The 24,909-nt window shown below is 32.4% G+C and carries 20 protein-coding genes; 16 read left to right on the top strand and 4 right to left on the bottom strand.

All coding sequences use genetic code 11. The features are described 5' to 3' along the window. The first annotated feature begins 32 nt into the window (after window positions 1–32). Complete coding sequence (locus tag ACFHWD_RS15280; RefSeq protein ID WP_150357194.1) at window positions 33–989, top strand: ROK family protein; 957 nt, start codon at window positions 33–35, stop codon at window positions 987–989. An 88-nt stretch (window positions 990–1,077) separates the two neighbouring features. Here ACFHWD_RS15280 and ACFHWD_RS15275 read toward each other — a convergent pair whose 3' ends face one another. Further along, window positions 1,078–1,464: a hypothetical protein gene (locus ACFHWD_RS15275; RefSeq protein WP_229981711.1), complete on the bottom strand. Its 387-nt coding sequence runs from the start codon at window positions 1,462–1,464 to the stop codon at window positions 1,078–1,080. Window positions 1,465–1,599: 135 nt separating this feature from the next. Between ACFHWD_RS15275 and ACFHWD_RS15270 the strand changes: the two genes are divergently transcribed. From ACFHWD_RS15270 to ftcD, 4 genes are all read left to right on the top strand, one after another. Beyond that, a complete protein-coding gene (locus ACFHWD_RS15270; RefSeq protein WP_150357192.1) occupies window positions 1,600–2,523 on the top strand; it encodes a patatin-like phospholipase family protein in 924 nt (307 codons plus the stop codon). 99 nt (window positions 2,524–2,622) lie between these two features. Then, a complete protein-coding gene (cysS, locus tag ACFHWD_RS15265; protein WP_179977344.1) occupies window positions 2,623–4,035 on the top strand; it encodes a cysteine--tRNA ligase in 1,413 nt (470 codons plus the stop codon). 206 nt (window positions 4,036–4,241) lie between these two features. Next, a complete protein-coding gene (locus ACFHWD_RS15260) occupies window positions 4,242–5,126 on the top strand; it encodes a potassium channel family protein (protein WP_150357190.1) in 885 nt (294 codons plus the stop codon). A 119-nt stretch (window positions 5,127–5,245) separates the two neighbouring features. Next, window positions 5,246–6,142 carry a glutamate formimidoyltransferase gene (gene ftcD, locus ACFHWD_RS15255; protein WP_150357189.1) on the top strand — a complete coding sequence of 299 codons (897 nt, stop codon included), beginning with the start codon at window positions 5,246–5,248 and terminating at the stop codon, window positions 6,140–6,142. 101 nt (window positions 6,143–6,243) lie between these two features. On the opposite strand, the gene ACFHWD_RS15250 is transcribed toward ftcD, so the two are convergent. Then, the gene (locus ACFHWD_RS15250; RefSeq protein WP_150357188.1) at window positions 6,244–9,303 is read right to left on the bottom strand and encodes an AAA family ATPase; all 3,060 of its coding nucleotides are present in this window, start codon (window positions 9,301–9,303) and stop codon (window positions 6,244–6,246) included. A 283-nt stretch (window positions 9,304–9,586) separates the two neighbouring features. Between ACFHWD_RS15250 and ACFHWD_RS15245 the strand changes: the two genes are divergently transcribed. From ACFHWD_RS15245 to ACFHWD_RS15215, 7 genes are all read left to right on the top strand, one after another. Beyond that, a complete protein-coding gene (locus ACFHWD_RS15245) occupies window positions 9,587–11,611 on the top strand; it encodes a urocanate hydratase (protein ID WP_378062646.1) in 2,025 nt (674 codons plus the stop codon). A gap of 41 nt (window positions 11,612–11,652) precedes the next feature. After that, window positions 11,653–12,918, top strand: coding sequence for an imidazolonepropionase (hutI, locus tag ACFHWD_RS15240; protein ID WP_378062645.1), 1,266 nt, complete (start codon window positions 11,653–11,655; stop codon window positions 12,916–12,918). 30 nt (window positions 12,919–12,948) lie between these two features. Next, a complete protein-coding gene (locus ACFHWD_RS15235; protein WP_150357185.1) occupies window positions 12,949–13,587 on the top strand; it encodes a cyclodeaminase/cyclohydrolase family protein in 639 nt (212 codons plus the stop codon). A gap of 45 nt (window positions 13,588–13,632) precedes the next feature. Next, on the top strand, window positions 13,633–15,156 hold the full coding sequence (gene hutH / locus ACFHWD_RS15230; RefSeq protein ID WP_150357184.1) for a histidine ammonia-lyase: 1,524 nt from the start codon (window positions 13,633–13,635) through the stop codon (window positions 15,154–15,156). Window positions 15,157–15,181: 25 nt separating this feature from the next. Next, the gene (locus tag ACFHWD_RS15225) at window positions 15,182–16,582 is read left to right on the top strand and encodes an APC family permease (RefSeq protein WP_378062644.1); all 1,401 of its coding nucleotides are present in this window, start codon (window positions 15,182–15,184) and stop codon (window positions 16,580–16,582) included. 237 nt (window positions 16,583–16,819) lie between these two features. Then, window positions 16,820–17,998 carry an alanine--tRNA ligase-related protein gene (locus tag ACFHWD_RS15220; protein ID WP_150357182.1) on the top strand — a complete coding sequence of 393 codons (1,179 nt, stop codon included), beginning with the start codon at window positions 16,820–16,822 and terminating at the stop codon, window positions 17,996–17,998. 28 nt (window positions 17,999–18,026) lie between these two features. After that, complete coding sequence (locus ACFHWD_RS15215; RefSeq protein WP_179977350.1) at window positions 18,027–18,548, top strand: hypothetical protein; 522 nt, start codon at window positions 18,027–18,029, stop codon at window positions 18,546–18,548. Between the two features lie 15 nt (window positions 18,549–18,563). Here the strand turns inward: ACFHWD_RS15215 and ACFHWD_RS15210 are convergent, their stop codons facing one another. Continuing rightward, complete coding sequence (locus ACFHWD_RS15210; protein WP_150357180.1) at window positions 18,564–19,334, bottom strand: ThiF family adenylyltransferase; 771 nt, start codon at window positions 19,332–19,334, stop codon at window positions 18,564–18,566. A gap of 223 nt (window positions 19,335–19,557) precedes the next feature. Between ACFHWD_RS15210 and ACFHWD_RS15205 the strand changes: the two genes are divergently transcribed. Continuing rightward, the gene (locus ACFHWD_RS15205; protein WP_150357179.1) at window positions 19,558–20,385 is read left to right on the top strand and encodes a carbon-nitrogen hydrolase family protein; all 828 of its coding nucleotides are present in this window, start codon (window positions 19,558–19,560) and stop codon (window positions 20,383–20,385) included. A gap of 108 nt (window positions 20,386–20,493) precedes the next feature. Here the strand turns inward: ACFHWD_RS15205 and yedF are convergent, their stop codons facing one another. Continuing rightward, window positions 20,494–21,075, bottom strand: a complete 582-nt coding sequence (yedF, locus tag ACFHWD_RS15200; protein ID WP_150357178.1) for a sulfurtransferase-like selenium metabolism protein YedF — start codon at window positions 21,073–21,075, stop codon at window positions 20,494–20,496. 265 nt (window positions 21,076–21,340) lie between these two features. Here yedF and ACFHWD_RS15195 point away from each other — a divergent pair, with 265 nt between their 5' ends. From ACFHWD_RS15195 to ACFHWD_RS15185, 3 genes are all read left to right on the top strand, one after another. Then, a complete protein-coding gene (locus ACFHWD_RS15195) occupies window positions 21,341–22,738 on the top strand; it encodes a glycosyltransferase family 2 protein (RefSeq protein WP_179977351.1) in 1,398 nt (465 codons plus the stop codon). Between the two features lie 103 nt (window positions 22,739–22,841). Continuing rightward, window positions 22,842–23,555, top strand: coding sequence for a pseudouridine synthase (locus tag ACFHWD_RS15190; RefSeq protein WP_150358991.1), 714 nt, complete (start codon window positions 22,842–22,844; stop codon window positions 23,553–23,555). Window positions 23,556–23,692: 137 nt separating this feature from the next. After that, on the top strand, window positions 23,693–24,568 hold the full coding sequence (locus tag ACFHWD_RS15185; protein WP_150358990.1) for a MurR/RpiR family transcriptional regulator: 876 nt from the start codon (window positions 23,693–23,695) through the stop codon (window positions 24,566–24,568). Window positions 24,569–24,909 lie beyond the last annotated feature (341 nt).

Below are 24,909 nucleotides of genomic sequence, written 5' to 3'. Positions count from 1 at the left end.
TATTTAAACTTTGAATCATAGGGGGAATTGATTTGAAAGATAAGTTTGTAATTGGAGTGGATCTGGGCGGCACAAAAATTTGTGCTGCCTTGGTGAGTTTAAAGGGCAGTATTATATATGAGAAGACAATTCCAACTAATGTGCAGGAAGGCGACGCGGCTATATTGAGTAATATGGCAGCTCTTATAGAGGGCATAATAAAAAAATGTGAATTAAGTATGAATGAAATAAAGGGTATTGGAATTGGCGCACCAGGACCTCTTAATTTAGTTAATGGTGAAATAATATGTACTCCTAATTTACCTTTTAAAAACTTCAATATTGTGAATCCATTGAGAAGTAAATTTAATGTTCCCGTCTATCTGGACAATGATGCAAATGCTGCGGCCATAGGAGAATACATGTTTGGAGCAGGAAGAGGCAGCAGAAATATGATATTTATAACAGTTTCTACAGGAATAGGGGCAGGAGCGGTGCTTAACGGTGATATATACAGAGGGAATACTCAAAATGCACTGGAAGTGGGGCATATGACTCTGAAAGAAGACGGACCTCTGTGCAATTGCGGCAACAGGGGTTGTGCAGAAGTTCTGGCATCAGGCACTGCTATTGCAAGAGAAGCAAAAAGGGTTGTAAAAGAGGGAACAGTTACATCCCTTTGTAAGTATAAAAATATAACTGCAAAAGAAGTTTTTAAAGAGGCAAAGCTTGGTGACCATAGAGCTAAAGAGATATTGAATAGGGCTTTGAATTATTTGGGAATATGTGTAGCTAATGTAATGAATTGTTTTGATCCGGAAGTATTGATAATAGGAGGTGGTGTTTCAGAAGGAGATAGTATGGTTATTGATGAGGTGAAAAGAGTGGTGAAGAAAAGATGCTTTAAAATTATAAGTGAAAACACTAAAATATGTAAGGCCGAATTGGGAACCAATGCAGGTGTTATAGGTGCAGCTGCATTGGCGATTTTGGAATCTAAAAAAGTATAGAAAATATTTTATAAGTGCAAAAATACCATTTTATAAGTAAAAAGCTTGACAAGATCAAGAAAATTTTACTTTTACTATGGAAAAAATGTTATTGTAGACTATCTGTTGCAGCTGAAGTAGAATTTTTAATTTGCCCACCGGTTTCTCTTAGGATTTCTTTTAATTTTTGGGAATCAAAGGAATCAGAATTTATTACCACTTTATAATTTGTGTTTTCAATTTCTCTTGAATTCCCATAACCTCCCAGTAAGGGGCTTCCCGAAGTACGTACTTTCTGAGACGAGTTACGTGAAAATCTATCGGAATTTATTACATTTGAAAAATTTATATCAGGTTCTAAGTCTGAATTTGCATTGTATAGATCTATGTAGTTATCATTTAAATCTACGATTGCATTTTGGAAACCTGCATTTTTTAATTTTTTAACTGCATCATTTGCATTTTTTATACCGTTGTAATAGATTTCAATTCTCATTTTAAAATCACTCCCTATAAAAGTAAAATTTTAAGTTTAGAATTATTTTTTCCACTTATATGAAAATTATTCAATGCCTTTATTTTAAGTGTCCTATTTTATATAGTTACATATTTATATATTGAGGTGATTTTATTGAAAGCGGATGCTGTATTTGAAGGTGGAGGAATAAAGGGAATAGGACTTATAGGTGCTGTATGTTATTTTGAAAAAATGGGATATAGGTGGAATAGATTTGCAGGAACTTCTGCAGGAGCAATTATAGCTTCTCTTCTTGCTGTTGGATATACAGGCGAGGAGCTTAAGAATATAATGATGAATTTAGATGAAAAGATGTTTTTAAAAAAAAAGGACATATGGAAAATATCCATGATTAAAAAGACCATTTCACTTTTTAAGGACAAGGGCATATATTCTACGGGAGCCATAGAAAAGTATATAGAGGAACTTTTGTTGAAAAAAGGCAAAGTGACTTTTGGAGATATAAGTACTGACAATAAGTCACCCCTTAAAATAATAGCATCTGATGTGACGAAAAAATCCATGCTCATACTGCCGGATGACTTAGTAAATTATGGAATAAATCCTATGAAATTTAAAATAGCTGAGGCAGTGAGGATGAGTATAAGTATTCCACTATATTTTAAACCGGTGAAGCTCTATTATGGAAATAAATACAGCTATATAGTAGATGGTGGATTACTCAGCAATTTTCCAATATGGATATTCGACACAAAAGATATTCCGGCTTGGCCTACTATAGGTTTTAAATTGACAGAAAAGAATGTCAACCATAATGAGTCCAAAAAGATGGATTTTATTTCATATCTGTTTGATATAATTGGGACTATATTTGATAAAAACGAAGAAGTTTATGTAAAAGATAAGTATGCAGTGAGAACGGTGTTTATTCCCACACTGGGTGTTAAAACCACAGAATTCAACATATCCAGGGATATGAGGTTAAAATTGTTTGAATCAGGCTATAAAAGCGCTCAGCGTTTTTTGCACCTCTGGGATTTTGACAATTATATAAGGGAGTATGTAGTTGAGAAATAAATTGTTGAATTATATTGTCATTGTGGTAATATTTATATATAATGTGGTAATATCTATACATGTAATGCTAAAAGGTTACAGTAATAAGGGGAGATAAGTATGAATTTTTATATTTATAATACTATGAGTAGAAAAAAAGAGAAATTTATTCCTGTGCATAAGGGAAAAGTTGGAATTTATACTTGTGGTCCTACAGTTTATAATTATGCTCATATAGGAAATTTAAGGACTTATATATTTGAAGATGTATTAAAGAAATCTCTTGAATATGATTCCTATAAAGTAAAACATGTTATGAATGTAACAGATGTAGGACATTTACAATCCGATGCGGATACAGGTGAAGATAAGATGCAGATAGGGGCAGAGCGTGAAAATAAAACCGTATGGGAAATTGCAAAATTTTACGAAGATGCTTTTTTTGAAGACTGCAGGAAACTCAATATAAAAAAACCTGATGTGGTCTGCAAAGCAACGGAACATATCCAGGATATGATAAATTTAATCAAAAGACTAGAAGAAAGGGGGTATACTTATATATCCAATGGAAATGTTTATTACTCCATTGACAAGTTTAAAGATTACAATAAGCTTGCGCATCTGAGTATGGAAGAGTTGGAAGCAGGGAGCAGAGTAGAAGTGGATGAAAATAAAAAGAATCCATTGGATTTTGTACTGTGGTTCACGAATTCTAAATTTAAAAATCAGATAATGCAGTGGGATTCGCCATGGGGAAGGGGATTTCCAGGATGGCATATAGAGTGTTCTGCTATGTCAATGAAATATCTTGGTGAAAGAATAGATATACACTGCGGAGGAGTGGATCATATTCCGGTACATCATACTAATGAAATAGCTCAATCAGATGCAGCAGTAGGCCATGCATGTGTAAATTATTGGATGCACGGAGAATTTTTGGTTACAAGTGGGGGAAAGATGTCTAAATCGAGTGGAGAATTTCTAACATTATCAAAAATTGAAGAACATGGATTTTCTCCACTGGACTACAGATATTTTTGCCTTCAATCAAGATATAGAAAGCAGTTGATATTTAGTTACAGTGCTCTTAAGCAGGCACGATCTTCTTATAATAAATTGAGAGAAAGAATAGCTTCCATAATTTCATGCGTAAAAGAAAATGAAAGAGCTGATGAAAAATTAATAGACAGCTATAAATTAAAATTCAAAGAACAGATATTTGACGATTTAAATATGCCAAATGCATTTACAGTGCTGTTTGAAGTTATAAAGGACGATGGACTTACAAATAGAGAGAAAGAGATATTGATAAAAAGTTTTGACACTGTCCTTTCGCTGGATTTGTTAAAGACCGATAATAGCAAATTAGAGAATATAGATGAAAATTTAGTAAACAAATTAATAGCTGAGAGAGAAGAAGCGAGAAATAATAAAAATTGGTCTAAAGCTGATGAAATTAGAAATAAACTTAAGGATTTGGGCATAGAGATACTGGATTCAAAAAATGGAACCACGTGGAAAGTAAGAAGATAAATATTAATTTTATATAAAATTACATTTTACAATAGATAATTTTAAACATAGTAAAAACACTGTTCAGATAATTTGTATTATACTGCAGCAGTGTTTTTAAGTGTCAATTTCTAGTCTAAAATATATTTATAAAAAATTAATAATAAAATGTGATAATGAACTTTTCATATAAGTATAAATAAGTATACTAATACAGAGGTTATAATATGAAATGGTTTATTAATATACATAAAATTAAAAAAAGGACTATTTTACTACTTCTGGCTTTACTTTATATAACTGTATTAATTTGCTTTGGAATTATCTATTGGGATATTGCAAATGACTCCAATGGAGAATTTTTTATATTTCAGAATGATATAAATATAGATAGAAAAATAGAGATTTTTAAAAGGAATTTGAATATTGAAGTATGTAGTAATGAATTAAAAAACAGCATAAAAAGCTTATTATTGTCCAGTGAATATAAAAGGCCTGTTGCAAAAGTGGAAACAGTAGATGATTCGGTCATCTCTGTCAACGTGTTTTCTTTTGAAAAAGTTTTAGGTTGGGAGTGGGCTGATTATTATTACTTGCTGTTTAAAAATGCAGGGATCACCCATATTGCCGTAAAAAATTTAGGCCAAGATAAAATAAGTGGAGGATTTGACAGCTATAAAATAAAGGTGGATTTTTATAAGATGACTGAAGATTTAAAAGATTTTAAGGGTTATCCGGAAAGCTATGATGATGATTTTAAAAAAATATTTACCAAGTATATGTGGGTGAATGAATATCCATTACTGTACAATGAGTTTCCTGGAAAGGGTTATTTTTATTATCCGTTAAATTTTTATTTTCCAGAGCTTGTAAAAAACTCTATATCTTTTTTAGATGGCAGTCCTCTAGTACTTAAATCAATAGTAGATGAAAATCTTAAATACCCACTGTGGAATTTTATGTATTTCAGTGCAGTGACTATGACTACACTGGGATATGGAGATATTGTACCTAACTCAACTATAGTACGTATTTTAGTTATGTTAGAAACTGTATTTGGGGTGACTATCGTGGGCATGTTTGCTTCATGTTTATTTTGGAACAAGGAGTGACGTCTAAAAATTTTATATGCATATATGTCTTTTATAAGTTTTTTAGACGTTTTAAAGATGTAATTAATTTATAATTATCGTAGATTTAACATTAAACGAGGGTTTAGGGGGAAGTTAAGATGTCAAAATTGGTAGAATGTGTCCCAAATTTTAGCGAAGGCAGGAATGTGGAAATAATTGAAAGCATTGTAGATGAAGTTAGAAAAGTTGAAGGTGTAAAACTCCTGGACTATTCTTCAGATAAAGATCACAATAGATCTGTAGTAACTTTTTTAGGGGCTCCAGATGAAGTGGAAAAAGCTGCTTTTAATCTCATAAAAAGGGCAGCTGAACTTATAGATATGAGAAAGCATAGAGGTGCACATCCTAGGATGGGTGCCACGGATGTAGTGCCATTTATACCGATTAAGGATGTCACAACAGAAGAATGTGTAGAAATTTCACAAAGATTGGGCAAAAAAGTGGGGGATGAATTGAGGATACCTGTTTATTTATATGAAGATGCTGCTAGCTGTGCAGAAAGGAAGAATTTAGCAAATATAAGAAAAGGCCAGTATGAAGGATTTTTTGAAAAAATAAAACAGCCTGAATGGAAACCGGATTTTGGACCGGATGAGATAAACGTGAAGAGCGGTGCAACTGTTATAGGTGCCAGATTTCCACTTGTAGCATATAATATAAATTTGGGTACTGATGATGTGGAAGTTGCCAACGCCATAGCTCGAAAAATAAGATACATAGGAGGAGGACTCAGGTATGTTAAAGCTGTAGGTGTAAAGGTAACGGAGAGAAATATAGTACAGGTATCTATGAATCTAGTAAATTATGAAAAGACACCTATTTATGCTGCCCAGGAAATGGTCAAAATGGAGGCAAAAAGATACGGCGTACCTGTAGTAGGAAGTGAAGTTATAGGTCTAGTTCCAATGAAAGCTCTGATAGATTGTGCAGAATATTATCTTCAAATAGAAAATTTTAATATGAGCCAGGTGTTGGAATCCAGAATAAGCGGATAAAGTGATTCTTAGGTTCAAATGGAGTTTTCTAATAAGGAATGTTTTTCTCCACCTGAACCTTTTTTGGAAAATTTTCGACTGCTGCCGAAAATCCTTCCTACCTATTTGATATCTCTATTTTGAACTTTGTACTTTAATTTTAAAAGTACATTGATCTCATAATCATCCAGGGATTTTTTTAAATAGTTAATTCCAATGTCGCAGTAGTAATTTATATCTTCACAGAGGTATTTTTGAAAAATACAATTTAAATTTTCATCTTTAAGCATTTTTGCTCGTATCGCAGCTTTAATACTGTATACGAGTCCTATTTCATGTGGGCTTTTTAGCATTTCTGAATGAGTATGAGCAGCTTTTAAATAACTTAAAGCTGTATCGAATTCATTTTCGTCTATTTTAAGTAGAGACATAAATGCTTCTGCTACAGAACGCCCCCAAACTAAATCAAAATGGTTGTATATTTTAAGTGAGCTGCTAAAATACTTTTTTGCAAGAGCGTAATCCCCCATGTCAAAAGCTGCTTCACCTGCGTTTATATTGAATATTGCACTGGTTGAAACTACCTTTTTTCTCTCACATATTTTAATAGCCTTATTGTAGTATTCAATGGCCTGGGAGAATTTCATGGAATATCTTCTTATTTCACCTATATAATTGTAAGCAGCTGCTATATTTAGTGCATATTTATCTGATATGGTGGTGTTTCTTTCAAGTATGTTTATGGATTTATTTAAGAGTTTTTCCGCTTCTACATAATTTCCGCACATATTGTTGTAAAGGGCTTTCAACCTAAATAGTACGGCTTTTTCATCTTCATGACCTTCAAATACAACAATGTTAAGTGCTAGGTTCACGTATGTAATCATGTCTTTTACATTATAGGCCTGAATACAATAATAGATCATTTGTTTATAGCCTTCAAGGGCATAGCTGGTATTTTTTATCTTAACTGCTTTATCTATCATAACTTTTATTATAGAAGTACCTTCTTTGTATTTACCTATTCGAATTAAATATCGTCCCTTCATATGAAGAAATGTGACTTCCAGAAAGGTAATTTCTTTAGAATAAGCTTGATTTTCGATTTTATTCAAGAGTTTCTCTATTTTGCTCAGGCTATTTAGGGCTTTTTCATCACTGAAGTATAAATTACTATATTTGGTGTTGCTGTAATAAAGTACCGGAAAAAGTTCATGGCTGAAGCTTAAATATACGTTCAGGCTTTTCATGCTGTATTTAAGTTCTTTTATATAATTACTGGCATGTGAAAAATGATATATTAATTTATAATAGGTATTCAAATCCTCTTTATTCCTGCTCAAGTTTTCTTCAAAAATATTACCTATTTTATTGTGAAGTATTTTTCTCCTAGCGAGAGATTGATTTGAATATATGAATTCCCCCATCTTTTGGTGGGTGAATTTTAAACTTATATTATCCTCACTTAAGATTTCTGTGAGTATGAATTTAGCTTCCAGTTCCTCAAGCATGTCCATTATTTCTAATTCATCTTTGTGCATCAGTCTTACCAATATATAAAGAGGTGTTTCGTCAAAAAACATAGAGCATATATTTAAAATTTTTCTTCCATTTTCGGATATGTCAAAATATCTGCTTTTTAGTATATCCTGCATTTTGGAAGACATTATATTTATATTTCCATTGGATTTTATTATATTCATGTATTCAGTTAGAAAAAATAAATTGCCCTCTGTTTCACTGTAGATTTTCTTTATCATTTTTTTACTTAAATTGTAGTTAGGGAGGGCCTGTTTTATAAAGCCTTCGGTTTCCCTGTAATCAAGTCTGTATAGTTCAATTATATTGAGTTTGTTGTGCATTTTCATGGATGTAACAAATTTATCTAATTCTTCATTTCTTTCTTTCCTGCAGGTGGCAAGTAAAATTATATTTTTATTTTCACTTAAGATTATGCTGCCTAATAGGGATAAGCTCATTGAGTCAATCCATTGAATGTCTTCAAATACCAGTAGAATTTTTTTCATGGCACCGAGTTTCTTAAAGACATTTTCTATTGCATTTATAATGACTTCATATTTTAAGTTATTATTGCTTTCTATAAGTTTTAAGTCCATAGAATAATTTTTATCAAATTGGGGGAAAAAACTACCTATTATGTTTTCACATCCCTGCGGCAGATTTACCTTATCCAATTTAATTATTTCAACCAAATCTGACATTATTGGATTCCAGGGTTTTAATATATATTCTTTTTCAAATTGATAGCAGCAGGTTTCGAAAATATATACGTTATTTTCTGATACGTTTTCCAAAAACTTTTCTTTGAGCTTTGTTTTCCCAATACCAGCTTCTCCTAGTATTAAAACGGATTTGGACTGTATATTATTGATAAATTTAAAATAATTGATCCTTAAGGATTTTAATTCGTTGTATCTGCCAAAGAAAAATTTTTGGGTTCTTGAGCTATTGTTTACATATCCTGTTCCCATTTTATTTAAAATTTCATTGAATAATTTTTTTGTCTCCTTGGAAGGTTCTACATTTAACTCTTTATTTAAAATCTCTGAAAGTTTATGATACGTTTCAATGGCTTTATTTGGTTTGTTGTTATTTATTAAACTGCACATCAATTTTCTATAGGATTCTTCATCAAATTCATCGACTTTTATCAACAGTCTACAATAATCTTCCATTTTATCATAGTTCCTGTTTTTATTTTCTAGAGATATTTTTACCTTGAGTCTATGTATGTATATCTGCTGAAGATAATCCCTGTATTGTGTCAGCCAGTTTTGAAAATTTTCTGCATTTTTTACATAAAATCCGGTTAAAAATGGATCTTTGTAAAGATTGATTTCATTTTTGTTTTTTAGAAAGTCAGTCACATCAGATTTTATACTTATATCTGGATTTATCATAACAGTTGATTTTCTCGGAGATATCAGCACTTCTAGGTTAAGCGTCTTTTTTATTTTGTATATGGCATTTCTCAGATTTTTCTTTGCAATGCTTTCTTCCTCGTCAGGCCACAATAATCCAGCTAATTTTTCCCGTGTACATTCTTTATTTATAAGTAAATAACAAAAAAGAGCCTGTGCTTTATTATAGGGAAATAAGATCTTCTTATGGTTTATGGTTACCTCAAAATTGCCAAACATTTTCACATTTATAAAATTCACTATATATCCCTTCTTCCGTTGAACAGACCATTTGATAGATACTTCAAATATATTATAACATAGTATTTAAATGAATTTAAATGTAAAGCGTCTTCAGTGTATAAAAAATATAAAACTTTTAAAATTGATTTTTAACTTAAATTGACTCTTTAGAGATGTATGAACGGTAATATATAATAAATGGATGAAACTATTTTTTGTTGATATTCAATTAATGCAATATTTGAATAACTATATGTTGATTTTACACGTAAACAGTTTAATCTTAGAAGGAGGAAGTATTATGATTGATAATCTATATATCAGTAAGTCCATGACTGTAAAGTTAGATGACGAACTGCCTGAAATGCCTAAATTTGTAGAGGGAATAAGGAGAGCTCCAAACAGAGGGTTTAATTTGTCGAGATCTCAAACTGAAATTGCTTTAAAAAATGCTTTAAGGTATATACCACCTGAATATCATGAGAAGTTGATACCTGAATTTTTAGAGGAACTGACTACAAGAGGAAGAATTTATGGATACAGATTTAGACCTGAAGGAAGAATTTATGGTAAACCAATTGAAGAGTATAAGGGAAATTGCATAGAGGGCAAGGCTTTTCAAGTTATGGTAGACAATAATCTGGATTTTGAAGTTGGGTTGTACCCTTACGAGCTTGTTACCTATGGTGAGACAGGAAGTGTATGTCAAAACTGGATGCAGTATAGACTTATAAAAAAATATCTGGAAATTATGACTCGAGATCAAACACTTGTAGTAGAGTCAGGTCACCCTCTCGGACTATTTAAATCAAAGCCGGAGGCGCCTAGAGTCATAATAACTAATGCACTTATGGTAGGCATGTTCGATAATGAAAAGGATTGGGAAGTTGCAGAGGAAATGGGAGTTGCAAACTATGGGCAGATGACTGCCGGAGGTTGGATGTATATAGGACCCCAGGGAATAGTACATGGAACTTTTAACACTCTGTTGAATGCAGGAAGATTAAAACTTGGAATTCCAAATGATGGTGACTTGAAGGGGCATTTGTTCGTTACTTCAGGTCTTGGCGGAATGAGTGGTGCCCAGCCAAAGGCTATAGAAATAGCAAAAGGAGTTGGAGTAATAGCTGAAGTGGATAAATCGAGAATAAATACAAGGCTTAAGCAGGGATGGGTTAAAAGATGTTCTTCAGACTTAAATGAAATATTTAGAACTGTAAAGGATTACTTAAGAAGGAAAGAGAGTATATCAATTGCCTATTATGGAAATATAGTGGATCTACTGGAGTATGTAGTTAAAAACAATATAAAAGTTGATCTGCTGTCGGACCAAACTTCCTGTCATGCTGCATATGAAGGTGGATACTGTCCCCAGGGAATTAGCTTTGAAGAAAGGACAAGACTTCTAGCAGAAAATAGAGAAAAATTTAATGTTTTGGTAAATAAAAGTTTAAGACGTCATTTTGAATTGATAAAATCTTTGGTAGATAAGGGGACTTATTTCTTTGATTATGGAAATTCCTTTATGAAAGCTGTATACGATGCAGGTGTTAAAGAAATATCTAAAAATGGAATAGATGAAAAAGATGGTTTTATATTCCCATCCTACGTAGAAGATATAATGGGGCCTCAGCTTTTTGACTATGGTTATGGACCTTTTAGATGGGTTTGTCTAAGTGGGAAGGAAGAAGACTTGGTTAAAACTGATAGAGCTGCTATGGAATGTATAGATCCAGATAGAAGATATCAGGACAGAGATAATTACAACTGGATAAAGGATGCCGAAAAAAATCAGTTGGTAGTTGGCACCCAGGCCAGAATATTGTACCAGGATGCTAAGGGTAGAGTTGATATAGCATTGAGATTTAATGAAATGGTTAGAAAGGGCGAAATAGGGCCTGTTATGATGGGAAGGGATCATCATGACGTGAGTGGTACGGATTCTCCTTTCAGGGAAACTTCTAATATCAAAGATGGAAGCAATGTGATGGCAGATATGGCAGTTCAATGTTATGCAGGGAATGCTGCCAGAGGAATGAGCCTTGTGGCCCTGCATAATGGAGGTGGAGTAGGCATAGGAAAAGCTGTAAATGGAGGCTTTGGACTGGTGCTTGATGGAAGCTTCAGGGTAGACGGAATTATTAAGTCAGCCTTGAACTGGGATGTTATGAGTGGAGTTTCAAGGCGTTCCTGGGCCAGAAATGAGCATGCTATTGAAACTGTAATGGAGTTTAATAAAAACAATGTTGGAACAGATCATGTAACTCTTCCATATCTGGCAGATGAAGAAGCTGTAAAAAAAGCAGTGGGTAAATATTTTAAATAAATATATACTTGTTATTAGCTTGAAAAATGGAGGTAATTATTATGATAATTAAAAATATAAGCTGTCTTGTCACTTGTGCAGGAAATTTTCCCAAAATAAAAGAAAATTTAAAGGATGCAGGTATAGTTGATAATGGGTATATAATTGTAGACAAGGATAATATAGTTGAAGTTGGCAGTGGGGATGGATACAAAAAATACTTAGATTGTAATAGGCCTGTAATAGACGGCAGGGGCAAAACAGTAACTCCTGGTCTGGTGGACAGCCATACACATGTTGTATATGCGGGTTCAAGAGAAAAGGAGCTTTCCATGAAGCTCAAAAATGTAAAATATATTGATATACTTAAAGCCGGAGGGGGAATACTGAGCACTGTAAATAGTGTGAGAAAGACCCCTATGGAAAAAATTGAAAATGAGACAAAGGATAGATTGGATCGGATGCTTCTTCATGGAACTACTACTGTGGAAAGTAAATCAGGTTATGGACTGGATTTTGAAAATGAAATGAAAATGCTTCAAGTAAATAAAAATTTAAATAAAAAGCACCCTATGGATATAGTTTCCACTTATTTGGGGGCCCATGCTATTCCGGAGGAATTTAAGGATAATAGAGAGGGCTATATAGATTTCATGATAAATTCGGTGATACCATATGTAAGGGAACATAATATGGCTGAATTTGTTGACTGTTTTTGTGAAAAAGGTGTATACACTGCAGGAGAGGCGAGAAAAATTTTAGAGGCAGGAAAAAAAGCTGGACTTAAAGCTAAAATTCATGCGGATGAAGTTGAATCTGCGTCAGCAGCGGAATTAGCAGGTGAAATGAGGGCAGTATCTGCAGAGCACTTAGTATCTGCTTCTGATGAAGGTATCAAGTCTCTGGCTGATAATAAGGTAGTTGCAGTACTTTTACCTACTACATCCTTTTATCTGATGTTAAATAAGTTTGCACCAGCAAGAAAGATGATAGAAGAAGGGGTTATAGTGGCTCTGGCTACGGACTGCAATCCAGGTACTTCGCCTACGGAGTCTCTTCAGGCAACCATGACTTTTGCCTGCTTTGGACTTAAAATGCTTCCGGAAGAAATAATAAATGCTATGACCATAAATGGGGCAGCTGCAATTTCAAGAGAAAGTCAAATAGGCAGTATTGAAGCTGGGAAAAAAGCGGATATAACTGTATTTAATGCTAAAAGTCTAGATTATCTTATATATCATTTTGGAGTAAATGCGGTTGACACTGTAGTTAAGAACGGAGAAATTGTAGTAAAAAATGGAAAATTAGTGTACACTAATATAGTATAATATAACCGATTTTGATTGGAGAGGTAATCGATGTTACAGGATCTTAGATTAAAAGAATTTGTAGAGGAATTGGGATCAAGCTCGCCGGCTCCAGGAGGAGGAAGTATTGCAGCCCTTTCGGCCTCTCTGGCCAGTGCATTAGCTAGTATGGTATTTAACTTGACAATTGGGAAAAAGGACTACTTGAAATATGAGGATACAGTAAAGAATGCTATTGACTCTTCGCTGTATCAAGTGAATTTATATAGTAAAAAATTTTTAAATCTTGTGGAGAAAGATACAGAAGCTTTTCTGTCATTGATGAAGGCTTATAAAATGCCAAAAAATACGGATATGGAGATAGAATTAAGGAAAAATGCTATAAAGAAAGGTAATGATAGTTCTCTTGAAATTCCTCTTCAGGTGGCTGAAAGTGCCTATAGGCTGTATCCATATATATTTATTGCTGTAAATTATGGAAACAAAAATGCAATTTCAGATGCTGGAGTGGCAGCTTCTTTGGTAGAAACTGCAGTAGAAGGTGCTGTTCTTAATATAAAAATAAATATTCAAAATATTGAGGATAAAGATCATAAAGTGGATTTGAAAAACAAGTGTGATAATTTACTGAAAAAAAGCAGAGATGAAAAAGAAAAGATAATGAGAATTGTAGAGAGTAAATTAGAATAACACTCAATTGGCAAATGGCAGAGATCATAAGGGGGAAATAAAGATATGAAAATTGTTACTTTGAAGGGTGAAAATCTTACACTGGAAGAGGTTATAAATGTTGCATATTATGATTATAAAGTTGATGTGACTGAAGAAGTTAAAGAAAAAATCAACAGGTCGAGAAGAGTAATCGACGGAATAGTCAGCAGAAATGATATAAAATATGGAATTACTACGGGATTTGGCAAATTTTCTGACGTGATCATAACGGGAGAAGAGTGCAAAACACTTCAGAAGAACTTAATAATGTCCCATTCATGCGGCTTTGGTCGAAAATTTCCCAAAGAGATAGTAAGGACGATAATGCTGTTGAGGGCGAATAATCTGGCAAAGGGATATTCCGGAATAAGGTTAAATGTTTTTGAAACACTTCTTGATATGCTAAATAGGGGAGTACATCCATCTATTCCTGAGAAGGGTTCTTTAGGGTCTTCTGGTGATTTAGCACCTCTTGCACATATGGTATTGCCTATGATTGGCGAGGGAGAAGCTGAATTTCATGGAGAAATTTTACCGGGAAAAGAGGCTATGGAAAAAGCAGACATACCTATAGTTGAATTAGTAGCCAAAGAGGGATTGGCCCTTATAAATGGAACTCAGGTGATGACTGCGGTTGGCTCCCTGGCATTATACAAGGCCATAAACCTTTTGAAAGTAAGTGATATTACAGCAGCTCTTACCATGGAAGCTTTAAGAGGAATAAGAGATGCGTTTGACTTGAGGACACATAAATTGAGGCCTCATAAAGGTCAGGTACAGACGGCTAAAAATATACTTGCTTTGATACAGGATAGTTCTTTCATAACTAATCAGGGTGATCTTAGAACACAAGATGCCTACGCGTTAAGATGTGTACCACAGGTTCATGGAGCCAGCAAGGATGCTGTAAATTATGTTAAAGAAAAAGTGGAAATAGAAATAAATTCTGTTACGGATAATCCTATTATATTTGAAAATTCAGATGTGATTTCTGGAGGAAATTTCCACGGCGAACCTATGGCCTTGAGCTTTGATTTTCTTGGAATTGCAGTGGCTGAAATAGCTAATATATCTGAAAGAAGGTTGGAGAGACTGGTAAATTATCAGCTTAATGATCTGCCGCCTTTTCTCTCGAAGAACGGAGGACTTAATTCTGGATTTATGATTACGCAATATGCAGCAGCAGCTTTGGTATCGGAGAACAAGATACTTGCTCACCCGGCATCAGTAGATTCTATACCTTCTTCTGCAAATCAGGAAGATCACGTGAGTATGGGTACTATTGCTGCAAGGAAAAGCCTGGAAATCGTAAATAATACAGCCAGAGTATTGGCAACGGAATTGATGGCTGCATGTCAGGCTATAGATTTTAGAGACGGACTTAAATTGGGAAAGGGTACTCGAGAAGCATATAAAGCTGTTAGAAATAGGGTGAATTTCATAGAAAAGGATGAGATCATGTATAAGGATCTGGATAAATGTGAAGAGCTTATAACCAGTGGAGAGCTTTTAAAATTGGTGGAAAAGAAAATAAAAGTAGAAATATAATATTAAGAAATAAGGGGGATTGTATGTGAATCTATTGAGGAAAAAAACTGTGGAGGATTTTAGGGTTTCCGTGAAAAAAAGCGGGCTCAGAAAAAAATTGAATTATTTTGATCTTGCAGCTTTGGGAATTGGTTCTGTGGTTGGAACTGGTATATTTGTATCTACGGGGCAAGGAGCACAGTTGGCAGGTCCTGCTATTACAATTTCATTTGCCATAGCAGCTATTACAAGTGCACTTTGTGCACTTACCTATTCAGAACTTGCTACAATGTTTCCAGTAGCAGGGAGCACTTATTCTTATTGTTATGTAGCTTTTGGTGAGATTGTGGCATGGATTATCGGATGGAATCTAATGCTGGAATATCTTGTTTCTGGAGCAGCAGTCGCTTCTGGTTGGTCAGGAACTTTTGTTGGAGTACTGAAAGCCTGTGGTATTAATTTACCCTATCAGCTGACTAATTCTCCGTTGGCAGGAGGTATAGTGGATTTGCCTTCTATTATAATTGTGGCAATTATAACTTGGGTATTGTACATTGGAGTCACTCAGAGCTCTAAAGTAAATAATATTATAGTTGTTATAAAAGTGTTAGTGATATTTATATTCATATTTATCGGTGTAACACATATAAACCCTGCAAATTATCATCCTTTTGCACCTTATGGATTCAAGGGTATAATGTCTGGAGCCGCCATTATATTTTTTGTTTTTATAGGTTTTGATTCAGTATCTACTGCAGCGGAAGAAACGGCTAATCCCAAAAGAGATGTCCCTATTGGGCTTGCTATTTGTCTGGGATTGGTCATAGTATTGTATATAGCTGTTTCAACTATACTTACAGGAATGGTACCTTTTAAATCCATTGACTTAAATAATGCTCTTCCAGGAGCTCTTGCTAGAGTGGGCATTAACTGGGGATCTGCATTAGTTGGTGTTGGAGCTGTTGTTGGAATGATTTCAACTATTCTTGTAATATTATATGGGCAAATTAGAATATTTATGGTTATGGCAAGAGATGGACTACTTCCTGAAGTATTTTCTAAAGTGAATGACAAACACAGGACTCCGGGTACATGTACTATAATAACTGGAATAATAACTGCTATAATATGTGGATTTTTCCCTTTAACTGTAATTATAGACCTATGTAATATTGGAACACTGTCAGCTTTTTTATTTGTGTCTATAGGAGTTATTATACTGAGAAAAACCATGCCTGATGTGGAAAGAAAGTTTAGATGTCCAGCAGTCCCATTTACGCCAATTTTGACAATAATATTTTGTCTGTATCTCATGCTAAGTCTTCCAGGTGTTACTTGGGTTAGATTTGCAATATGGACGGGAGCAGGATTATTGGTGTATTTCATCTACGGTATGAGGCACAGTATATTAAATGATGAAAAACGTACTCTTAAAAATAAAAGCTAGTATAAAATAAAAGTTTGCTAAATTAAAATTATCTAAAAAGCACAGGTTTTGATTTCAAGTCAAAATCTGTGCTTTTTTAAAAGTTCAGAGATAAATTTTTTATTTTACATAAGATATTTACCAATGAAAATATTATGACAGCTGTTTAATTTACATTATAAATATTATGTAAATTAAAAACAATGTAAACCAAATAAAGTATATAATAAAAATAGAACATAAAAGGAGCTGATAAAATTGACCGAAAAATTATTTTATAAAGACGCATATTTAAAAGAATGTAGATCAAAAATAGTACGGATATTAGAAGAAGATGATAAAATAAAAGTGGTTTTAGATAAGACCATATTTTATCCAGAAGGTGGGGGACAGCCTTCTGATACAGGTACTATTGATGGCTTAAAGGTAAATTATGTATATGAGGACAATGGAGTTATATATCACTGTATTGAAGGTAAACCCAAAAATAAATGTGTAACCTGTAAAATTGATTTTAAAAAGAGATTTGATTATATGCAGCAGCATTCTGGAGAACACCTATTATCTGGAGTTATATTTACTTTATTCAATGGAAACAATAGAGGATTTCATCTGGGGGAAGATCATGTAACGGTAGATATTGATATAGAACCTATGGATGAGAACATGATAAACAGAATAGAGAATTTAGTAAATGAATGTATTTATAAAAATCGAACTATAAAAACTTATGTGGTTTCAAGGAAAGAAAGTTTGAAATTTCCTTTAAGAAAGCAAGTTAAGGAAGGTGTAGAAAATGTGAGGATAGTTCAAGCACTCAATATGGATTGCTGTGCCTGCTGTGGCACTCATGTATTAAGAACTGGCGAAATAGGTATATTGAAAATACTGAAGGCAGAAAAGTATAAAAAGATGACTAGAATATATTTTAAGTGCGGCAATAGAGCATTAGCGGATTTTCAGAAAGAACATAAAATAATCATGGATTTAAGCAAAGATTTTTCAACAGAGATTTTTCACATAGAAGACAGGGTAAATTTTGAAAAAAATGAAATTAAAGAACTTCTAACAGAAAACAAGGATATGAAAAAAACCCTAGCTAGATATGAGGTAAAGGATATTATTAAAGATAAAACTTCGAATATAATTTTAAAGGGATATGATGATAAGAAATTTGAGGAAATTAAACTTATAGCTTCTGTTATTTTAGAGGAGGAGTCGGAGAAATATATATTGATTTTGTATTCAAATATAGATAAGAGAATATTGTTTATAAATAATTTGAAAAATGAAATCAACTGCGGAAAGCTGTTTAAAGATAATATAAAAAGTTTTAATGGGAAGGGTGGCGGAAATGCTTACCAGGCACAGGGAATATTTTTAAATAATAATGATATTGCAAGCTTTTCAAATTTCCTGTATTCTAAAGTGGTATAATCAAATTTTAAGAAATTAGGTGAAATGTTTGTATTTTGATAATGTATTAAAAATAATGTTATCTATGGCTTTAATAGCACAGCTTTTTTTATCTTTTGTGAAAGGAAGATCCTTTAAAAGAGATTATGGAAAAAATATTTTAATACTGGAATGGAGTTCTGAAAGAAGAAAAGCTCTATCTTTGATTTTTATAGGACTTGTGATATATATAATTTACATATTGGTGACAGGTTATTTTTCAATACTTTCTGTATTGATTGTTGCCTATATATTGGTTAGTGTTTATGATTTCAGCAAGATAAAAATAATCACTTCGAAGGGAATAGGTGAAAAGAGTTTTTATAGTAATGCATATTATAATTTTACTTACTGGGAAAATATTGTTCAATGGAAATGGATGGAGAATAGAAAAAACATATTGATATTTAAATTAAAAAGAAAAAATAAAATAAAAACAAACGATTGGAAGGTACTTCCTTCTGAAATAAAGGAGGTAGAAAAATGTTTTTCTACAAATGCTTTTACTTCAGAGGATCAAGATAACATTTAGTAAATAGTTCTGTTTTTACTGATGATTATTGTATCCATATATTATATCTTTAATTACTTCTCCACCTATTATCATTCCTGCTACAGGAGGCACGAAAGAATTGCTTGCAGGTATTTGACGCTTGGCAAGACATTTTCTAGAGCCCCCTATACAGACACAGCCTTCTTTGCAGGTTACCACTTCATCAATTTTAGGTTTTTGAGGAACTTCCTCGGAATATAAGACCTTTAATTCCCTTACCCCTCTTTTTTTCAATTCACGCCGCATTACCTTGGCTAAAGGACATATTTTTGTATCGTATATATCTGATATTTTAAATTGAGTCGGATCCATTTTATTTCCAGCTCCCATACAACTTATTACATTTATATTGTGAGACTTGCACCAGAGTACTAAAGATATCTTAGAAGATACTGTATCAACTGTATCCACTACATAGTCTGTATTATCTGGTATAATCTCATTTATATTGTCATCTTTTACAAATGTACGATAAGTTTCTACTCTGCAATTTGGATTTATGTCTAAAACTCTGTCTTTTAAGACATCTACTTTATATTTACCTATTGTATGAAAGTTGGCTTGTATTTGCCTGTTTATATTGGTTAGGCAGACAGTGTCATCGTCTACGAGTACTAGGTGACCTATACCACTTCTGGCAAGTGATTCAAGAGTAAACCCACCTACGCCACCTAATCCAAATATTACTACGGTACTTTCTCTTAATTTTTGCAAAGCCTTTGTACCAATTAACAGTTCAGTTCTTGAAAATGCATGTTGTTTCATTAAAAGATCTCCTCTTAACTATAAAATGTTGATGATTAATACCATATAAAATTATATAGTTTTAAATTCTTTTAAGCAATAGATTTTATATTATATACATTGAACTTAATCTAAAATTATGTATTAACTATTAATTTTTTACCAAACATTGAATAGTTTAGGACAATAAATTATAATTATATGTAATTGAATACAGCCCAGGAATATTGGAGGTGCTTTGATAATGAAAATAGGCTTGTGCCAGATGATGGTTTCAAAGTCAAGTAAAAAGGATAATTTAAAAAGAGCTCAATATATGATTCATGAAGCAGTGCACAGAGGGGCTGAGATAGTAGCTCTGCCCGAAATTTTTAACTGCTATTATAATCTCAAATATTTTAGAGAATATGCAGAAAGTTCCAGTAATTATGGTGAGACTTTAAATATGTTATCTTCTACAGCAAGGGAACTTGGAATATATTTAATAGGAGGATCTATACCTGAAATTGATGAAAAAGATAATCTATATAATACCTCCTTTATTTTCGATGAAAGTGGGAAATTAGCTGAAAAGTATAGAAAAATACACTTGTTTGATGTGAATATACAGGGCAAGATAAATTTTAAGGAATCCGATATTTTAACTCCAGGAAATAGAATGCCGGTGATAGATACAAGGTGGGGGAAAATAGGTGTAATTATTTGCTTTGATATAAGATTTTCAGAACTTGTAAGGATTATGGCACTTAAGGGTGCAAAAATTATATTTGTTCCTGCAGTTTTTAATATGACTACAGGCCCTGATCACTGGGAGACTTTATTTAGAAGCAGAGCTATGGACAACCAACTTTATATGGTGGGTATATCTCCAGCAAGAAACATGAATTATTCCTATGTTGCTTATGGAAAATCTCTTGTAGCAGATCCCTGGGGAAAAATAATAAATATATTAGATGAAAAAGAGGGAATACTAATATCAGAATTGAATTTAGATTATATAGAGAAGGTTAGAAGTTCTCTGCCTATTTTAAAAAATGTAAGGAAAGATATATACAGAAATTTATTGTTGTAAATTTTTAGGTTCAGATGGAGTCTGATTATGAAAAATGATTTCATCCACCTGAACCTCAGAAAAGTTTATCAAGACGTTACAATCAAATATTAAAATAAAGATGCGTTATTACAATTTTATGGTGTTGTCCGAGGAATTCATTTTTTCAACTATGCTGTACATATTAGTTATTTCACCTACAACAAGTTTTTCCTTTAAGCCATAGAAGTCAAGACAAGTTCCGCAACTATAAATATGTACTCCTTTTTCTTCTAATACTTTTAAATTATCTATGGAATCAGAACCTTCTGTGGTCAATTTGACTCCTCCATTTAAAAATATTAAATCAGTTGGTAAATTGTTGCTTTCAGTCAATGCATACAAATAGCTCTTTATTAAAATTGCTCCAAGTTTGTCATCGCCAAGCCCCAGTTTATCATTGGATATGACTATAGTTAGCTTTCTATCATCGAAATTCATTGGTTGACAGCTATCTGCATTCTTTGTAATAGTTATATAATATAGATTGTCTTTTTGTTTTGCCTCGCTGACAAAACCATTACTCTTTGCGAATTTTAACAGATTACTTTTAGAAACGTCGTTGTCTACAATGACAGTAGCAGTTCCTTCTTTTATTGAATCAAAATACTTTTTGGTGTTTATCACCGGTTGAGGACACTGTAAACCCTTGCAGTCTATTATATGTTCCATTAACGTACCACCTTTCAGAATTTATATTATTAGAAATTAAAATTTGCTCAAATAAATTATAGCATAGGGTAAATACATATATTATATTTTTTATCAATATTAAATTGTACAACTATAAAAAAATATTATATTTACGTTAATTCATACTATTCAGAATATTTCAACTTATACAGTACAATTTAAAATTTGTGTTATCATGATATACGATATTTATGTATATTTGTTAGAGGACAATAGAATAATATATCGAGGAAGGATTTTTGTGATGAAAGAGTTTATTTTTAATTTTACATTTATTTTTCAAATATCAGTTTTTACAATCACAATATACTATTTAGTACTTTCTTTATTTGGACTCTATAAAAAAAGAGATGATGGTGCCAAAAATTGTGCGCCCAATCATACTTTTGCATTGTTAGTGGCAGCTCATAATGAAGAGATGGTTATTGCAAAGATAATAGAGAGTTTAAAGGAGATAGATTATCCTAAAGATATGTATGATATTTTTGTAATTGCGGATAATTGCGATGATAGTACTGCTGATATAGCAAGAAAATATGGTGTAAATGTATATGAAAGAAAAGTTCCCGATAAAAGGGGGAAGGGATATGCCCTTGAATGGATGTTCAATAAGATATTTAAAATGGATAGAAAATATGATTCTATAGCTATTTTTGATGCTGATAACTTGGTTTCAAAAAATTTTCTAATGGAAATGAATTATAAACTGAACAAGGGATACAAGGTTGTTCAGGGCTATGTTGACAGTAAAAATCCAAACGATTCATGGATAACAGGTTCTTATTCAATTTCATTTTGGACTACAAATAGGCTCTTCCAGTTGTCTAGATCAAATCTTGGATTGTCAACTCAGATTTGTGGAACCGGTTTTTGTATGGATACAGACATTCTCAGGGAACTGGGATGGGGCGCAACCTGCCTGACTGAAGATTTGGAATTTACCTGTAAATTGGTTTTAAATGGACACAAAGTTGGCTGGGCTCATAATGCAGTGGTATATGATGAAAAGCCTTTGACATTAAAACAGTCCTGGAATCAAAGAAAAAGATGGATGAAGGGTTTCACTGATGTTTCCTCTAGATTTTTCTTTAAGCTTATAAAAAAATCTATAAGAGATAGAAGTTTTACATCTCTTGATTGTGCGATATATACTATACAACCTTTTATAACATTGTTGATTGGTTTATCAGCTTTAATAACTATTTTACAGAACAATAATGAACGTGGCTTAAATATATTTGTCATAAATTCACTGTTTCTGCCGGCTTTATGGAAGATATTCAGTATATTTCAATTTTTGATTACACCTTTTATAATGACCTTAGAATGTAAACTTTCTAAGAAAATGTTTTCTGTATTTGCATTATATTCTCTAAACATAATAGTACTTTCGTACATCTTTGGTTCTCCTACTTTTTTAGAAATGCTGCTTGGAAATATAGTATACCTGCTGATATTCGTATCCTTTATATCTTTTAACTGGGGTAAAGAGCCTCTTAAGATGTTTATATGGTATTTGCTCTATGGAATATACACTTTAACATGGATACCGATAACAATACAGGGAATATTGGACAAGAATAATAAGGAATGGGATCATACTAAACATATAAGACAGATAAGCATACAGGAAATGGAATAGGAAGAAAATCCTCGGTGATATATCATTGAGGATTGTTTTTTAATTTAAATAAAAATTTAAAAGCTGTGAATTGTGCATTGATTAAGAATAAGGGTGATGAATTATGATAGAAAGATTACAAAAATACATGTCCTATTGTGGTGTAGCTTCAAGAAGGAAGTGTGAAAATATAATATTACAGGGAAGAGTAAAAGTGAACGGCATTACTGTAAATAAATTAGGTGTGAAGATTGATGATAAAATGGATGTAATTTCTGTAGATAATGTGATAATAAAAAAGAGGGAGAAAAAAATTTATATATTGTTAAATAAGCCAATAGGATATGTTTCTACAGTTAAAGACGATAGGGGAAGAAATACGCTGCTGGATATTGTAAAGGTAAAAGAGAGGATTTATCCAATAGGCAGATTGGATTATAATACCTCGGGGCTCATAATATTAACTAATGACGGAGAAGTGTATAATAATATAGCTCACCCTAAGAGAGAACGAAATAAGGTATACATTGCTACATTAAGAGGCATACCATCTAATGATGCCATAGAAAAATTTAAAAATGGATTGGACATAGGTGGATATATAACTGCTGCCGCAAATTTTAAAGTAATTAATGCAAATAAAAATAAAAACGAGTCGAAAGTTAAAATAGAGATACATGAAGGTAAAAACAGACAGATAAGAAAGATGTGTGACAAGATAGGTTGTCCTGTACTAAAATTAACTAGAATAGCCATAGGAGATATACAGTTGGGAGATTTAAAAGAAGGAAGTTGGAGATATTTGAATAAAGAAGAAATAAATTATATAAAAAAATAAAAATGCAAATATGACAAATACTTATAAATAAAATAGATAAACAATTGAAAGATGTCTTGATAATCTAATCAATAGATGGTAAAATGAAACAAATATTGCAAAATAGATTGAGTGTGGATAGAAAGGAATGAATGAAAATGGAACAGGTTAATAATCAAGATTTAATAAGGACAATTCAAATTAAATTCCCAAGATTGAGTAAAGGTCAAAAATTAATAGCCGAGTATATCTTAAAGCATTATGACAAAGCAGCATTTATGACTGCTGCAAAATTGGGTTTAAATGTAGGTGTAAGTGAATCAACGGTAGTTAGATTTGCAAATGAACTGGGATTCTCAGGATATCCCAAATTGCAGAAATCCCTTCAGGAGCTTATAAAAAATAAACTTACCACTGTACAGAGAATAGAATTGTCAAATGATTTTGTAAGTCAGGAGAGCCCTTTAAAAAGTGTTTTAAAATCTGATATGGAAAATATAAGAGCTACCCTGGAAAAAATAAATCATAAAACTTTTGATGATGTAGTGGACAGTATATTTGAAGCTCAAAAAATATATATATTGGGCCTTAGAAGTTCTACTGCAATTGCAGATTTTTTAGGCTTTTATTTGAATTTAATATTAGATAATGTGAAGGTGGTTGGATATGGAATAAGTGATATCTTTGAGCAGATGATAAATTTAAAGGAAGGAGATTTAGTCATAGGAATAGGATTTCCTAGATATGCGGTGAGAACTATTGAAGCACTGGCCTTTGCTAAGAGTAGAAATGCTAAAATAATAGCTATTACTGACAGCTTATTGTCACCTCTTGCAGCTAGATCTGATTATACATTAATTGCTCAAAGCAATATGGCTTCGTTTGTAGATTCATTGGTAGCACCTTTAAGCGTAATCAACGCATTGATTATTGCTGTAGGATTACGAGAAAAAGAAAAAATATCCTCTACATTTTCAGATTTGGAAGATATCTGGAAAGAATACCAGGTTTACTCATTTAAAGATCAAAATTAGCTAAAATTAGGAAAATTGAATAATATGCAATAATTTATTAAATTATTAAAAGATTTTATGTAATTTTAAGAAGGAATTTTGAATTTTATATAGAATACTTTTATATAAGATAAATTAAAAATGTCTTAATTCTGTAATTTAATAAATAAGTGATTAATAATCACACAAGGAGGGTGTTACCACTTATGACTGATGAGAAAGTACAAAATTATGTCAATGGAGTAATTGAAAAAGTAAAGGCAAGAAATTCAAACGAGCCTGAATTCCTACAAACAGTGGAAGAAGTTTTAGGATCTATAGGACCAGTATTTGAGAAGCATCCTGAATATATGGAACAAAAT

The sequence above is a fragment of the Clostridium sp. MT-14 genome, from assembly GCF_042436595.1.
Taxonomy (GTDB): Bacteria; Bacillota; Clostridia; order Clostridiales; family Clostridiaceae; genus Clostridium_B; species Clostridium_B aromativorans.
Note: the sequence above shows the minus strand (reverse complement) of the source record. Positions and strands in the feature narration are given on the sequence as shown.